Genomic DNA, 14,481 nt, shown 5'->3' with positions numbered 1-14,481 from the left:
CGCCCGCACAGGGCCCCCGAGGGCCGTCTCCCCGGTCTGCGGGGAGGGCAGGCCTCAGGCCCTCGCCGGGACCCCGGTGAGGGCGGTGACGACCGGGTCGAGCGCCTGGTTGATCTCGTCGCCGATGGAGCGGAAGAAGGTGATGGGCGCCCCGTAGGGGTCGTAGACCTCGTCGGACTCCGGGTTGGGCGCCAGCAGCCAGCCGCGCAGCGCCGCGGCGGCGCCGACCAGCGCACGGGCGCGCTCGACCAGCCCGCCGTCCGGCAGGTCCGGGTCGGGGTCGGGCAGCGTGGCCGGGTCTATCGCCCGCACCAGCCGGTTGAACTCCTTGAGCGTGAAGGTGCGCAGCCCCGCGGAGTGCCCCATCGAGATGACCTGGGCACGGTGGTCACGGGTGGCGGTGAGCACCAGGTCGGCGCGGATGACGTGCTCGTCGAGCAGTTCCCGGCCGAGGAACCCGGCCGGGTCGGCGCCGTAGTCGGTGAGCACCGTCGCGGCGTGGGTCTCCATCGGCGCGCCTTCGTGGCCCCAGGTGCCGGCGCTCTCCACGAGCAGCCCGCCGCTGCGGGCGTCGCCCAGCCGCAGCTCCAGGGCACGGCGGTGCAGCCGCTCGGTGATCGGCGAGCGGCAGACGTTGCCGGTGCTGACGTGGAGGATCCGAAAAGGGGGTGAGGGGGGTACAGGTGGGTGGGTGCCGGTGCCTGGTCCCGCTATGCCACGCCCCAGGGGCGCCATCAATTGGCCACCTCGAGCTCGGGTACCACCTTGCGCAGTTCCTCCGCGCTGAGCGCGCCCTCGCGCAGCAGCACCGGGATCTTGCCGGTGACATCGACGATCGAGGAGGGCACGGCGGCGGGCGTCGGACCGCCGTCGAGGTAGACCGAGACCGAGTCGCCGAGCATTTCCTGTGCGGCGTCGCAGTCCTGCGGGGACGGGTGGCCGGTGAGGTTGGCACTGGAGACGGCCATCGGGCCGAACTCGGTCAGCAGCTCGATCGCGACGGGGTGCAGCGGCATCCGCACCGCGACCGTGCCCCGGGTCTCGCCCAGGTCCCAGGTCAGGGACGGCTGGTGCTTGGCGACGAGGGTGAGCGCCCCGGGCCAGAAGGCGTCGACCAGCTCCCAGGCCTGCTCGGAGAAGTCGGTGACCAGGCCGTGCAGGGTGTTGGGGGACCCGACGAGGACCGGGGAGGGCATGCCGCGCCCGCGGCCCTTGGCCTCCAGCAGGTCGCCGACGGCCTCGGCGCTGAAGGCGTCCGCACCGATGCCGTAGACGGTGTCGGTGGGCAGCACGACCAGCTCACCGCGGCGGACGGCCGAGGCGGCCTCGCGCAGACCGGTGGTGCGGTCGGTCGCGTCGCTGCAGTCGTATCGCCGTGCCATTACGGGACCTCCTCGTGCGAAACGAATACTTCGGATGCATCGGCTGCATCAGGCGCCGAAGCGGAACGCGTCATGGCGTCGCCCGGCGCGCGGTGGCGAAACGGGGCCTGTTGTTGAGGTCCGGGTGGTCGGCCGCATCGGCCCAGCCCCGCTCCTCGGTGAAGATCCACGGCACCTGCCCGCCCTGGGTGTCGGCATGCTCGATGACGACCACTCCGCCGGGGCGCAGCAGGCGGTGTGCGGTCCGCTCGATGCCCCGGATCGTGTCCAGGCCGTCCTGGCCCGAGAACAGCGCGAGCTCGGGGTCGTGGTCGCGTGCCTCGGGTGCGACGTACTCCCACTCGGTCAGCGGGATGTACGGCGGGTTGGAGACGACCAGGTCGACCTGCCCGTCCAGTTCGGGAAGCGCGGTCAGCGCGTCGCCTTGATGGAGAACGACGCGGGACCCCTCGACGTTCTTGCGGGCGTACTCCAGCGCCTGTTCGGACAGCTCCACGGCGTGCACCCGCGAGCGGGGCACCTCCTGGGCCAGGGCGAGCGCGATGGCCCCCGAGCCGGTGCACAGATCGACGATCAGCGGCTCGACGACGTCCATGGCCCGTACGGCGTCTATCGCCCAGCCGACCACCGACTCGGTCTCCGGGCGGGGTACGAACACCCCGGGCCCGACGGCGAGTTCGAGGTAGCGGAAGAACGCCCGGCCGGTGATGTGCTGGAGCGGTTCACGGGCCTCGCGGCGGGCGACGGCCTCCCAGTAGCGGGCGTCGAAGTCCGCGTCCTTGACGTGGTGCAGCTCCCCCCGCTTGACGCCGTGCACGAACGCGGCGAGTTCCTCGGCGTCGAAGCGCGGCGAGGGCACACCGGCGTCGGCCAGCCGCTGGGTGGCCTGGGCCACCTCGGCGAGCAGAAGGTTCACGGGGCCTTCCTCCTAGTGCGCTGCGTCTTCATGGTGCGGTGCCGGTGCCCGGGGCGCCCCGGGGACGGGGCTGGGGCCGGTGCGTACGGGTCCTGCGGGCCTACTGGGCGGCGGCGAGCTTGGCGGCCGAGTCGGCGTCGACACACGCCTGGATGACCGGGTCGAGTTCGCCGTCGAGCACCTGGTCCAAGTTGTACGCCTTGAAGCCGACCCGGTGGTCCGAGATGCGGTTTTCCGGGAAGTTGTACGTACGGATGCGCTCGGAGCGGTCAACCGTGCGGACCTGGCTGCGCCGGGCGTCCGACGCCTCCTTCTCGGCCTCTTCCTGGGCGGCGGCCAGCAGCCGGGAGCGCAGGATACGCAGCGCCTGCTCCTTGTTCTGGAGCTGGCTCTTCTCGTTCTGGCAGGAGACGACGATGCCGGTGGGCAGGTGGGTGATGCGCACCGCGGAGTCGGTGGTGTTGACGGACTGGCCGCCGGGCCCGGAGGAGCGGTAGACGTCGATCCGCAGGTCGTTGGGGCCGATCTCGACCTCGACCTCCTCGGCCTCGGGCGTGACCAGCACGCCGGCCGCGGAGGTGTGGATCCGGCCCTGCGATTCGGTGGCGGGCACGCGCTGGACGCGGTGCACCCCGCCCTCGTACTTCAGCCGTGCCCAGACGCCCTGTCCCGGCTCGGTGGCGCCGCCCCCGCCCTTGGTCTTCACGGCGACCTGGACGTCCTTGTAGCCGCCGAGGTCGGACTCGTTGGCCTCCAGGATCTCGGTCTTCCAGCCGGCCCGCTCGGCGTAGCGCAGGTACATCCGCAGCAGGTCACCGGCGAACAGTGCGGACTCCTCGCCGCCCTCGCCGGCCTTGACCTCGAGGATGACGTCCTTGTCGTCGCTGGGGTCGCGCGGGACGAGCAGCAGCCGCAGCTTTTCGGTCAGCTCCTCGCGCCGGGCGTCGAGCTCCTTGACCTCGTCGGCGAAGTCCGGGTCGTCCGCGGCGAGTTCGCGCGCGGTCTCCATGTCGTCACCGGTCTGCTTCCAGTCGCGGTACGTCGCGATGATCGGGGTGAGCTCCGCGTAGCGCTTGTTGAGCCGCATGGCCTCGCGCTGGTCGGCGTGGACCGCGGGGTCGGCCAGCCGCTTCTCGAGATCGGCGTGCTCGCCGATCAGTTCCTCGACCGCCTCGAACATCGTGGGGTTCCTCTACTGGCTGCTGTGGTGACCCGGGTACCGGGGCGCTGGCACATCTGCGGCTGCGCCGCGGGCCCCGGCCCCCCGTACGGGAGCCAAGGGCCAGGACGACAAAACGCCGGTCCGGTCACCCCTGGGCAGGGGCGACCGGAGACCGGCGCCGTGCGGGTCGCTACTTCTTGGCGGCTGCAGCGCCCTTGCCGAAGCGGGCCTCGAAGCGGGCCACGCGGCCGCCCGTGTCCATGATCTTCTGCTTGCCCGTGTAGAACGGGTGGCACTCGGAGCAGATGTCGGCGCGGACGGTGCCGCCGGCGACCGTGCTACGGGTGGTGAAGGACGCGCCACAGGTGCAGCTGACCTGGGTCTCGACGTACTCCGGGTGGATGTCGCGCTTCAAGGGATTCTCCTAGGTTCGGGAGTGCACCGGGTCGTGCTGCGGGTTGCGTCACGTGAACCGGGGCCGACGGTCCAGTCTGCCAGGACTAGCCGTATCTCCCAAAACCGGGGTAGGGCCGCAGCTATTCCCCGGGCCGGTTCCGGGGCCGCCGGACCCCGGAACCGCCGCCTTCCGGCTACTTCACGTACTTGTCCGTGCCGCCCTGGTCACCGGCCGAGCCCTTGATCGCGGACTTGGGGATGTCCCTGTCCTGGCGCAGCGCGTCCCAGACCTGCTCGCTCTTCTTCATCAGCGGCACCACGCGGTCGGGGTTGGCGGGGTCGTACGTCACCGGCAGCGTCACCATGTCGATGTGGTCCGAACCGATGTTGCCCAGGCTCTTGGCCAGGCCGGTCAGTTCGCTGACCGAGTTGAGGTCGGTGTCGGTGGTGATGGCCTTGGTGGCCGTGTCGGCGATGTCGTAGAGCTTGGTGGGGTTGGTGAGCACCCCGACGTTCTTGACCTGGTTCATCAGGGCCTTGATGAACGCCTGCTGCAGCTGGATGCGGCCCAGGTCGCTGCCGTCGCCGCCGGGCACCCCGTGCCGGGTGCGGACCAGGCCGAGCGACTGCTCGCCGCCCAGGGTGTGCTTGCCGGCCGGCAGGTGCAGATGACTGTTGTTGTCGTCGATCGGCTTCTTGGTGGTGACCTCCACCCCGCCGAGCGCGTCGATGAGCTTCTTGAAGCCGGTGAAGTCGACCTCGACGAAGTGGTCCATCCGGACCCCGCTGATCGACTCCACGGTCTTGACCGCGCAGGCCGGCCCGCCGACCTCGAACGCCGTGTTGAACATCGCCCGCTGCGCACCGGGGGCGTCCTTGCCGTCCTTGGTGGTGCAGTCGGGACGCTTGATCATGGTGTCCCGCGGGACGCTGACCACGCTGGCCTTCTTACGGCCCTTGTAGACGTGCACGATCATCGCCGTGTCGGAACGGGCGCCGCCCTCGTCCTTGCCGTACTCCCCGTTCTTGCCGGCGCGGGAGTCGGACCCCATCACGAGGATGTCCATCGAACCGTCGTCGACGTTCTTCGGCCGGTCGTGTCCGAGGGCGGCGTTGATGTCGACGCCCTTCAGATTGCCGTTGAGCTTGAAGTAGACGTAGCCGAGTCCGGCCCCACCCAGCAGTACGACGCTGGTCAGCGTGCACAGGGTGATGGTCAGCGCTCGGCGGCGTCGGGTCGGGCCCTTGCGCCGGCGGCCCGTGGCACGTATGCCGCGGGCACGGCTTTCGGCCGTCTTCGCGGTCCCGTTGCTGTCCGCCATCTGCTCCTCAGTCCTCATTCGCTCGGCTGCCCCTCGCCGCCGCCGTGCTGTGTGCTGACACGGCCCGTTGCTCCTTGTCAGACGGGAGGTCGACGGGAAGGGTTGCACAGCGAGTCATGAGCGATTTCTTAGAAATGCGCGGGGGTCCGCTCCGCAGGCCCAGGACCTTGGTCCTTCCCACCTGGGCTTTCGGCCCTTTTCCCGGCATGGCTGAAACCATGCGGCTTACATGGATCTGTGCGGAAGGTCTCAAGCGCGGCATGTGTACGGCCCACGGGGCCCGGGCGGCCCGCCCGACGCCGCCCCGCGGCCTCCGCCGCCCCCGGCCGCAGCAGCACACAGCCCCCCTCACCCACGAAAGGGTGAGGGGGGCTGTGCGGTACGGCGCCGGTGCGCCCTGCGGGCGTCAGTCGTTGCCGTTGCCCGCGGTCGGCGTCGTCTTCTGGATCTGCAGCAGGAACTCCGCGTTGGACTTCGTCTGCTTCATCTTGTCCAGCAGCAGCTCGATGGCCTGCTGCTGGTCCAGGGCGTGCAGCACCCGGCGCAGCTTCCACACGACGGCGAGCTCGTCGCTGCCCATGAGGATCTCTTCCTTACGGGTGCTGGACGCGTCCACGTCCACCGCCGGGAAGATGCGCTTGTCCGAGAGCTTGCGGTCGAGCTTGAGCTCCAGGTTGCCGGTGCCCTTGAACTCCTCGAAGATCACCTCGTCCATCCGCGAGCCGGTCTCGACCAGCGCGGTGGCCAGGATGGTCAGCGAGCCGCCGTCCTCGATGTTGCGCGCGGCGCCGAAGAAGCGCTTCGGCGGGTAGAGCGCGGTCGAGTCGACACCACCGGACAGGATGCGGCCCGAGGCCGGGGCGGCGAGGTTGTACGCACGGCCCAGACGGGTGATCGAGTCCAGCAGGACGACCACGTCGTGACCCAGCTCGACGAGGCGCTTGGCACGCTCGATGGCCAGCTCGGCGACGGTGGTGTGGTCCTCGGCCGGGCGGTCGAAGGTCGAGGAGATGACCTCGCCCTTCACCGACCGCTGCATGTCGGTGACCTCTTCCGGACGCTCGTCGACCAGGACGACCATCAGGTGGCACTCGGGGTTGTTGCGGGTGATCGAGTTGGCGACCGCCTGCATGATCATGGTCTTGCCGGTCTTCGGCGGGGCCACGATCAGACCACGCTGGCCCTTGCCGATCGGCGTGACCAGGTCGATGATCCGGGTCGTCAGGCCGCCCGACTCGCCCTCCAGGCGCAGCCGCTCCTGCGGGTAAAGGGGCGTCAGCTTCCCGAACTCCGGCCGTCCGCGGCCCTGTTCGGGCGCCACGCTGTTGACGGTGTCGAGCCGGACCAGCGCGTTGAACTTCTCGCGCCGCTCGCCGTCCTTGGGCTGGCGGACCGCGCCGGTGACGTGGTCACCCTTGCGCAGGCCGTTCTTGCGGACCTGGGCGAGCGAGACGTACACGTCGTTCGGGCCGGGCAGGTAGCCGGAGGTCCGGATGAATGCGTAGTTGTCGAGGATGTCGAGGATGCCCGCGACGGGGATCAGGACGTCGTCCTCGGTGACCTGCGGCTCGTTGCCGAAGTCCTCACGGCCCCCACGACGGCCCCGGCGGTCGCGGTAGCGGCCGCGACGGCCCCGGCGTCCGCCCTCGAAGTCGTCGTCGTCATCGGTGCGGCGGTCGCGCTGGCGCTGGCCGCCCTGGCCGCCCTGACCGCCCTGGCCGCCGCCGTCACCGGCGTCGCCCTTGCGGCGGTCACCGCGGTCGCGCTGGCGCTGGCCGCGGTCGCCGCGGTCGCCCTTCTGGCCGCGGTCGCCGCGGTCGCCGCGGTCCTGACGCTCGCCCTTGCCCGGCCGGCCCTCGCCGGTCTCCTGCGGGGCGGTCGCGGTGTCGGTCTTGGCATCCGCCTTGACCTCGGTCTTCGCCTCGACCCTGGTCTCGGTCTTGACGTCGCCCGAGGCGCCCTCGGGGCTGCCCGCGGCGGCGGTGGCACGGCGCCGGCGGCGCTCGCCGGCCGGCTGCTCGTCGCTGACGGGCTGGCCGGGGATGTCGATCTGCTGCTGGGAGCCGGACTTGTCCGCGGCCTTGCCGCCCTTGGCGGCCTTGCCTGCGGTCTGCTCCGCGCTGTCCTCGCCGGTACGGGCCTTGGAGGTCGTACGGCGCTTGGGCTTGGTCTCGGTGTCGGCGGGCGCGTCGGCCTTGGCCGCGGAACCCGAGCCTGAAGCGGCCTGGGAGGAGCCCCCGGCCTGCTTCTCCTTGATGACCTCGATCAGCTGGCTCTTGCGCATCCGCGCGGTGCCCTTGATACCGAGGCCGGAGGCGACCTGCTGCAGCTCCGCCAGGACCATGCCGTCAAGGCCGGTGCCGGAACGGCGGCGCCGTGCGGTAGCAGGAGCGGCGGGAGCGTCCGCGGCGGGCTCGGTGGCACTGCCATCGGTGCGCGCGCCCATCAGATCGGTGGTGTCGCTCACGAAGGGTCCTTCCCTGGAGCGGGCGTCGGCCTGTCTGGCTCGGCGACCGGTTGTGCTGTCCGGCTGGGTCCTTGGTCTTGTGGACCGGGCCGGGGCGGTGGTCCCGCCGGAAGTGGCGGAGAGAATCAGTTCATGGCTCCGGCGTGAAGAGATGCAGACTGGCCATGTCGTCACGCCGATTCCGGAGCGTGCTCACTCCTGCTCAGGCCATGGCTCCAAGCAGTTTGGGAGGCTCCCGGAAGAAGGTGGTCCCTATGGGGGACACGAAGCACCGCGCCGCTCAGGCGTCGAGTACTGACTTGAGGTTAACACTACCGGGTCCAACAAACATTCCCCCTCTCAAAGACCGGCAATCGTCGATCACCCGCGTGATCACCCGGCGAGCGGCAGCACGCAGGTGCCCGCCGCGTCGAGGGTCAGCCGGTTGGCCGCCCACCCCTCTCCCGCCAGTGCCGCGACCTTCTCGGCCGCCGCGTCCTCGACCAGCGCGAGCACCGTCGGGCCCGCACCGGACACGACTGCAGGGACGCCGTCCGCACGCAGTCGGTTCACCAGGGCCACACTCTCCGGCATCGCGGGAGCGCGGTATTCCTGGTGGAGTCGGTCCTCGGTCGCGGCGAGCAGCAGCTCGGGGCGCCTGGTCAGCGCCTCGACGAGCAGTGCGGCGCGGCCGGCGTTGGCCGCGGCGTCCACATGGGGGACGGTGCGCGGCAGCAGTCCACGGGCGGTCTCGGTCAGCACCGGCTTTCCGGGGACGAAGACCACCGGAACGATGGAATCTGCGGGATCCATCCGGATCGCGCGGGCGGTGCCGGCGTCCGTCCAGGCGAGCGTGAACCCGCCCAGCAGGCAGGCGGCGACATTGTCGGGGTGGCCCTCGATCTCGTTGGCCAGCTCCAGCAGCGCGGTGTCGTCGAGCTTTTGCTCACCGCCTATCGTCACCGCGCGGGCGGCGACGATGCCTGCGCAGATGGCGGCGGAGGAAGACCCCAGGCCGCGGCCGTGCGGAATGCGGTTGGCGCAGACGATTTCCAGGCCGCGCGGCTGTCCGCCGAGCAGCTCGAAGGCGGTGCGCATCGACCGGACGAGCAGATGACTCTCGTCGCGCGGCAGGGAGTCGGCGCCCTCACCTGCGATGTCGATGTGCAGGCCGGAGTCGGCGACGCGCACCACGACATCGTCGTACAGGCCCAGGGAAAGACCCAGGGCATCGAAGCCGGGACCGAGATTGGCGCTGGTAGCGGGGGTGCGCACCCGGACGGCGGCGGCGCGGAACGCGGGACCGGCCATCGCTCGATGACTCTCCTTGATTGATACTGCGGTACTGGCCCACACAGCGCCGCGGCACCGAAGTGCCCGGCCGGCTCGTGGGGTCTGTTCTGACCTGCCCTGAACGCCACTGCGTTATGCCGTGGGGAGGGGAGTTGGCTCCAGCCTATCGAAGGAAGGTTCTGTCGCGACATAGGGCGCACAGGAGGCGCACGATGCGTGTCGCGCGCCTTCCTGTGCCCCGACGCTGCCTTCCCCGGGCTTTGCAGCCTTTGCACACTTTGCTGCAAGGGGCAAAGGGGCGTCCGCCGCCCCCTCGCCCGGTGCCGTACGCGCAGGTCCTGCCGTACGGCGGCGCCCCCGCGCGGGGGCGCCGGGCCGCCTTAGACGAGGCCGAGGCGCTCCGCCGCGGCGTCCGCGTCGATCGGAACCGTGACCGGCTGCGGCGCTCCGGCCACTGCCCAGTCCGGGTCCTTGAGGCCGTTGCCGGTCACCGTGCAGACGATGCGCTGGCCGGGGTCGACCTTGCCCTCCTCGGCGGCCTTGAGCAGACCGGCGACGGACGCGGCCGAGGCGGGCTCCACGAAGACCCCCTCCTGCGCGGCCAACAGGCGGTAGGCAGACAGGATTTGACGGTCGGTCACGGAGTCGATGAAGCCGCCGGACTCGTCCCGCGCCTGCTCCGCGAAGGACCACGAGGCGGGGTTGCCGATGCGGATCGCGGTGGCGATGGTCTGCGGGTCCTTGACGACCTCACCGCGCACGATCGGCGCGCTGCCGGCGGCCTGGAAACCCCACATCCGCGGGGTGTGCGAGGCGATGCCGTCGGCCGCGTACTCCCGGTAGCCCCGCCAGTACGCCGTGATGTTGCCGGCGTTGCCGACGGGCAGCACATGGATGTCGGGTGCGTCGCGGAGCATGTCGACGATTTCGAAGGCCGCGGTCTTCTGGCCCTCGATACGCGCCGGGTTCACGGAGTTCACAAGTGCGACCGGGTAGTTGTCGGACAGCCGCCGGGCGAGCGTCAGACAGTCGTCGAAATTTCCCTCGACCTGGAGAATCTTCGCGCCGTGGACCAGCGCCTGGCCCATCTTGCCGAGCGCGATCTTGCCCTGCGGGACGAGCACCGCGCAGACCATGCCGGCCCGGACCGCGTAGGCGGCCGCCGAGGCGGAGGTGTTGCCGGTGGAGGCACAGATGACCGCCTTGGCACCCTCCTCCTTGGCGCGGGTGATGGCCATCGTCATGCCACGGTCCTTGAAGGAGCCGGTGGGGTTGGCGCCCTCGACCTTGAGGTGCACCTCGCAGCCGGTGCGCTCGGAGAGCACCTGCGCCGGTACGAGAGGCGTGCCGCCCTCGCGGAGGGTGACGGCCTCGGTTGTGTCGCTGACCGGAAGCCGGTCGCGGTACTCCTCGATGATGCCGCGCCACTGGCTGCTTGCCGTGGTCACAGTGGAATTGGCAGACATGGGTTCCTTTACTCCCCTTCGACCCGCATGATGCTGGCGACACCACGGACGGTGTCGAGCTCGCGCAGAGCCCCGACGGTCGACGACAGGGCCGCGTCCGCCGCTCGGTGGGTGACGATGACGAGGGATGCCTCGCCGTCCTTGCCCGACTGACGGACCGTATCGATCGATACGCCGTGTTCCGCGAAGATCGTGGCGACCTGGGCGAGAACACCGGGCTTGTCGGCCACATCGAGGCTGATGTGGTACCGCGTGACGACCGCGCCCATGGGGCTGACGGGCAGCCGGGTGTAGGCGGACTCACCCGGTCCGGTGGCACCGGCGAGCTTGTTGCGGCAGACCGCGACGAGGTCGCCGAGGACCGCGGAGGCGGTCGGCGCGCCGCCCGCGCCCGGCCCGTAGAACATCAGCTGGCCGGCCGCCTCGGCCTCGACGAAGACCGCGTTGTACGCCTCACGGACGGAGGCGAGCGGATGCGTCAGCGGAATCATCGCGGGGTGCACCCGCGCGGTCACCGACGCCCCGTCCGCGGCCCGCTCGCAGATGGCCAGCAGCTTGACCGTGCACCCCATCCGCTTGGCGGAGGCGATATCGGCCGCGGTGACCTCCGTCAGGCCCTCGCGGTGCACATCGTCGATGGTCACGCGGGTGTGGAAGGCGATACCGGCCAGGATCGCGGCCTTGGCGGCGGCGTCGAAGCCCTCGACGTCGGCGGTCGGATCGGCCTCGGCGTAGCCGAGCGCGGTCGCCTCGTCCAGCGCCTCGCTGTAGCCGGCGCCGGTCGAGTCCATCTTGTCGAGGATGAAGTTGGTGGTGCCGTTGACGATGCCGAGCACCCGGTTCACCTTGTCGCCGGCCAGGGACTCGCGCAGCGGCCGTACCAGCGGGATCGCGCCGGCGACGGCCGCCTCGTAGTAGAGGTCCGCGCCATTGGCCTCGGCCGCCGCATGCAGCGCCGCACCGTCCGCCGCGACCAGCGCCTTGTTGGCGGAGACCACGCTCGCGCCGTGCTCGAAGGCGGTGGTGATCAGCGTACGGGCCGGCTCGATACCGCCGATGACCTCGATCACGACGTCGATGTCGCCCCGTTTGACGAGCGCGGTCGCGTCGGTGGTGACCAGCTCGGCCGGGACGCCCTCGCGCACCTTGTCGGGGCGGCGGACGGCGATCCCGACGAGCTCCACGGGCGCACCGATACGGGCGGCGAGGTCATCGGCGTGCGTCGTCATGATGCGCGTCACCTCTGAGCCGACAACACCACAGCCCAGGAGCGCCACCTTCAGCGGACGCGTACGCATCATTTGACCTCTGCTTCTCATCGATCAGCGAATTCCAGCTTGCTCTTGCACAAGTCTCACGCACCGGACGGAGGTTTCCGCCCTACGTCCAGATGCCGAGACATTTATTTCATCCGGGTCCGGGACCCGGCGATCCGGTCCTACCCGACATCCAACCGCAGGAGATCTTCCTCCGTCTCCCGCCGGACGATCACCCTGGCCTGACCATTCTTTACCGCGACAACGGGCGGCCGCAGCGAGTGGTTGTAGTTACTCGCCATGGAACGGCAGTACGCACCGGTGGCCGGCACCGCGAGCAGATCCCCCGGCGCCACATCGGCCGGCAGGAAGGCATCGCGTACGACGATGTCGCCGCTCTCACAGTGCTTGCCCACCACGCGCGAGAGCATCGGCGCGGCATCGGAGGTGCGCGACACCAGGGCCACGCTGTACTCCGCGTCGTAGAGCGCCGTGCGGATGTTGTCCGACATCCCGCCGTCCACGGACACATACGTCCGCAGGCCGTCCAGCTCCTTGACCGTGCCGACCTCGTACAACGTGAAGGCGGTGGGGCCCACGATCGCCCGGCCCGGCTCGACCGACAGCCGCGGCACGCCCAGCCCCGCCGCCGCGCACTCCTTGCTCACGATGTCGCCCAGAGCCGACGCGATCTCGTGCGGCTCCCGCGGATCGTCGTCCGAGGTGTACGCGATGCCGAGCCCGCCGCCCAGATCGATCTCGGGCAGCTCGATACCGTGCTCGTCACGCACTTCGGTCAGCAGCTGCACCACGCGGCGCGCGGACACCTCGAATCCCGCCATATCGAAAATCTGTGACCCGATATGGCTGTGAATTCCGATGAGTTCCAGCCCGTCCAGCTTCAGCGTACGACGAACGGCCTCCGCGGCCTGCCCGTCCGCCAGCGCAATACCGAACTTCTGGTCCTCGTGCGCGGTCGCGATGAACTCATGCGTATGCGCCTCGACACCGACCGTGACCCGGATCTGCACCCGCTGCCGCTTGCCGAGCCGCTGCGCGATATGCGCGACCCGCACGATTTCCTGGAACGAGTCGAGCACGATCCGCCCGACCCCCGCCTCCACGGCCCGGGTGATTTCCTCGGTGCTCTTGTTGTTCCCGTGCAGGGCGATCCGCTCGGCCGGCATTCCCGCCGCCAGTGCCGTGGCCAGTTCGCCGCCGGAGCAGACGTCGAGATTCAGCCCTTCCTCGTTCAGCCAGCGGACGATGGCCCGTGACAGGAAGGCCTTCCCGGCGTAGAAGACATCCGCCCCCGGCCCGAAGGCGTCCTTCCACGCCCGGCAGCGGGCCCGGAAGTCGTCCTCGTCCAGGAAGTACGCCGGAGTGCCGAATTCCGCGGCGAGCGCGGCGACGTCCAGCCCGCCGACGGTGACCACACCGTCAGCGTTGCGGGAGACCGTACGGGACCAGACCCGCGGGTCGAGGGTGTTGAGATCGGCGGGCGGCCCGGCGTAGTGCCCCTCGGGCAGTACGTCAGCGTGCCGGGGCCCTGCAGGGTGCGCGGAGCGGCTCATGGCGGTGGAGATCCCCTCGAAGTCGTTCAGAGGTGGGCGGGAGCGGAGATGCCGAGCAGACGCAGGCCGTTGGCGAGCACCGTCCCGCTGGCCTCGGCAAGGGCCAGCCGGGCACGGTGCACGGCCAAGGGTTTCTGCTCCCCGACGGGCAGCGGCGGAAAGTCGTCATGCCACCGGAAGAACGCGTCCGCGGTCGCCTCCAGATGGCGCGCCACACGGTCCGGTGCCCGCAGTCGCGCAGCGTCGTCGATGGCGGAGGGGTAGGTGGCCAGCAGGGTCTGCAGAGCCTGGAGGCCGGGGAAGGACTCGGCGTCGGCGGGTGCGGATTGCTGTGGCGCCTGCTCCGGCGCGCGCCGGGCCGTGGGCGCGGGCCCGTCGGCCGCCGCCGGACGCCCCACATCCCCCGGCTCGCTCACAAACCCCAGGTCACCCGCGTTCCGCACCAGCGCCCGCGCCCTCGCGTACGCATACTGCACCCGGAAGCGCGGATTGCTCTCCCGCTGCACCGGCCGCTCGGGCACCCGCACCGGATCGTGCGCGGCCGGCCGCAACAGCACCCAGCGCGCCTCGTCGGAGCCGAGCCGGGCGGTGAGGGTGGCGAGGTCGTACGGAACGGGCGCGAGCGCGGGATGGCCACCGGCCCGGCGGCCACCGCCCCGTCGGCCACCGGTCCCGGCCGCCGCGCCGATCCGCGCCAGCACCTCGCCGACCACGGCCTCACGGGCGCCACCCGCCGCGGAACCGGCCACCGGACGGAAGACTCCATCAGAGGCTCTATCGGAGGCTCCCTCGAAGGCATCACCGGCGACATCAGCGAAGGCATCAGGGCTCCGCCCCGCCCACGTCCCGCCGTAGCCGTCCCCCTGCGCCAGCACCTCCCGTACGAGCGCGGTCAGCGCCCCGTCCCCGAGGGTGAAGTTCAAAAAGCCGGGTCCGGCGATCTCGACCCGGGCGATCCCGGCGCTCCCGGCCAGCCGCTTCCGCAGAATCTCTGCGACCTCGCGGGCCGGCCTTCCCGCCGGCCCCGCGAGCTGCAACGCGACATTGGAGGCGTAGTCCCCACACCCGGGCCGCGGCGGCGGCTCGACCACGATCCGCGCCGGCACCGGCACGGAGAGCTCCTGCTCCTCCACCGCACCACGCACGGAGCGCAGGACGGTGCGGGAGAGCTCAGCGGGGGTCACAGGACAAGCGTATGGGAGACCAGGGGTAGGTCTGCGACCCGGTTTCGCCCTGTGGACACTCCACGCGACGATCCAGGACGGTTC

General features: G+C 70.7%; 12 protein-coding genes. All 12 read right to left on the bottom strand.

Going from position 1 to position 14,481, the window contains the following annotated elements:
• Positions 1–54 precede the first annotated feature (54 nt).
• Positions 55–735, bottom strand: coding sequence for an arsenate reductase/protein-tyrosine-phosphatase family protein (locus ABR737_RS30825; RefSeq protein ID WP_350253984.1), 681 nt, complete (start codon positions 733–735; stop codon positions 55–57).
• The gene (locus ABR737_RS30820; RefSeq protein ID WP_088800044.1) at positions 735–1,382 is read right to left on the bottom strand and encodes an L-threonylcarbamoyladenylate synthase; all 648 of its coding nucleotides are present in this window, start codon (positions 1,380–1,382) and stop codon (positions 735–737) included. Before ABR737_RS30820 ends, ABR737_RS30825 begins: the two co-directional genes overlap by 1 nt.
• Before the next feature lie 70 nt (positions 1,383–1,452).
• Positions 1,453–2,298: a peptide chain release factor N(5)-glutamine methyltransferase gene (gene prmC / locus ABR737_RS30815; protein ID WP_350253982.1), complete on the bottom strand. Its 846-nt coding sequence runs from the start codon at positions 2,296–2,298 to the stop codon at positions 1,453–1,455.
• 100 nt (positions 2,299–2,398) lie between these two features.
• On the bottom strand, positions 2,399–3,478 hold the full coding sequence (gene prfA / locus ABR737_RS30810) for a peptide chain release factor 1 (RefSeq protein WP_350253981.1): 1,080 nt from the start codon (positions 3,476–3,478) through the stop codon (positions 2,399–2,401).
• A gap of 172 nt (positions 3,479–3,650) precedes the next feature.
• The gene (gene rpmE / locus ABR737_RS30805) at positions 3,651–3,875 is read right to left on the bottom strand and encodes a 50S ribosomal protein L31 (RefSeq protein ID WP_350253979.1); all 225 of its coding nucleotides are present in this window, start codon (positions 3,873–3,875) and stop codon (positions 3,651–3,653) included.
• Between the two features lie 175 nt (positions 3,876–4,050).
• Positions 4,051–5,178: an LCP family protein gene (locus tag ABR737_RS30800; protein WP_350256987.1), complete on the bottom strand. Its 1,128-nt coding sequence runs from the start codon at positions 5,176–5,178 to the stop codon at positions 4,051–4,053.
• A gap of 406 nt (positions 5,179–5,584) precedes the next feature.
• Entirely contained in the window at positions 5,585–7,645 is a 2,061-nt protein-coding gene (gene rho / locus ABR737_RS30795; protein WP_350253978.1) for a transcription termination factor Rho, read from the bottom strand.
• A gap of 372 nt (positions 7,646–8,017) precedes the next feature.
• Positions 8,018–8,935: a homoserine kinase gene (gene thrB / locus ABR737_RS30790; RefSeq protein WP_350253976.1), complete on the bottom strand. Its 918-nt coding sequence runs from the start codon at positions 8,933–8,935 to the stop codon at positions 8,018–8,020.
• Between the two features lie 362 nt (positions 8,936–9,297).
• Positions 9,298–10,383 (bottom strand): threonine synthase, encoded by a 1,086-nt coding sequence (thrC, locus tag ABR737_RS30785; protein WP_350253974.1) that lies wholly within the window; start codon positions 10,381–10,383, stop codon positions 9,298–9,300.
• A gap of 8 nt (positions 10,384–10,391) precedes the next feature.
• On the bottom strand, positions 10,392–11,684 hold the full coding sequence (locus ABR737_RS30780; protein WP_350253972.1) for a homoserine dehydrogenase: 1,293 nt from the start codon (positions 11,682–11,684) through the stop codon (positions 10,392–10,394).
• Between the two features lie 137 nt (positions 11,685–11,821).
• The gene (lysA, locus tag ABR737_RS30775) at positions 11,822–13,213 is read right to left on the bottom strand and encodes a diaminopimelate decarboxylase (protein ID WP_350253971.1); all 1,392 of its coding nucleotides are present in this window, start codon (positions 13,211–13,213) and stop codon (positions 11,822–11,824) included.
• A 26-nt stretch (positions 13,214–13,239) separates the two neighbouring features.
• Positions 13,240–14,397: an ArgS-related anticodon-binding protein NrtL gene (gene nrtL / locus ABR737_RS30770; RefSeq protein WP_350253969.1), complete on the bottom strand. Its 1,158-nt coding sequence runs from the start codon at positions 14,395–14,397 to the stop codon at positions 13,240–13,242.
• Positions 14,398–14,481 lie beyond the last annotated feature (84 nt).

The organism is Streptomyces sp. Edi2 (assembly GCF_040253635.1).
Taxonomy (GTDB): Bacteria; Actinomycetota; Actinomycetes; order Streptomycetales; family Streptomycetaceae; genus Streptomyces.
The sequence above is the reverse complement of the archived record's forward strand: the minus strand, read 5'-3'. Positions and strand labels throughout refer to the sequence as shown.

Bases quoted from the DNA above. Each gene is read 5' to 3' on its own strand.
- ABR737_RS30825 (WP_350253984.1), bottom strand. From the start codon at position 735: ATGGCGCCCCTGGGGCGTGGCATAGCGGGACCAGGCACCGGCACCCAC.
- ABR737_RS30820 (WP_088800044.1), bottom strand. From the start codon at position 1,382: ATGGCACGGCGATACGACTGCAGCGACGCGACCGACCGCACCACCGGT.
- prfA (WP_350253981.1), bottom strand. From the start codon at position 3,478: ATGTTCGAGGCGGTCGAGGAACTGATCGGCGAGCACGCCGATCTCGAG.
- ABR737_RS30800 (WP_350256987.1), bottom strand. From the start codon at position 5,178: ATGGCGGACAGCAACGGGACCGCGAAGACGGCCGAAAGCCGTGCCCGC.
- thrB (WP_350253976.1), bottom strand. From the start codon at position 8,935: ATGGCCGGTCCCGCGTTCCGCGCCGCCGCCGTCCGGGTGCGCACCCCC.
- thrC (WP_350253974.1), bottom strand. From the start codon at position 10,383: ATGTCTGCCAATTCCACTGTGACCACGGCAAGCAGCCAGTGGCGCGGC.
- ABR737_RS30780 (WP_350253972.1), bottom strand. From the start codon at position 11,684: ATGATGCGTACGCGTCCGCTGAAGGTGGCGCTCCTGGGCTGTGGTGTT.
- lysA (WP_350253971.1), bottom strand. From the start codon at position 13,213: ATGAGCCGCTCCGCGCACCCTGCAGGGCCCCGGCACGCTGACGTACTG.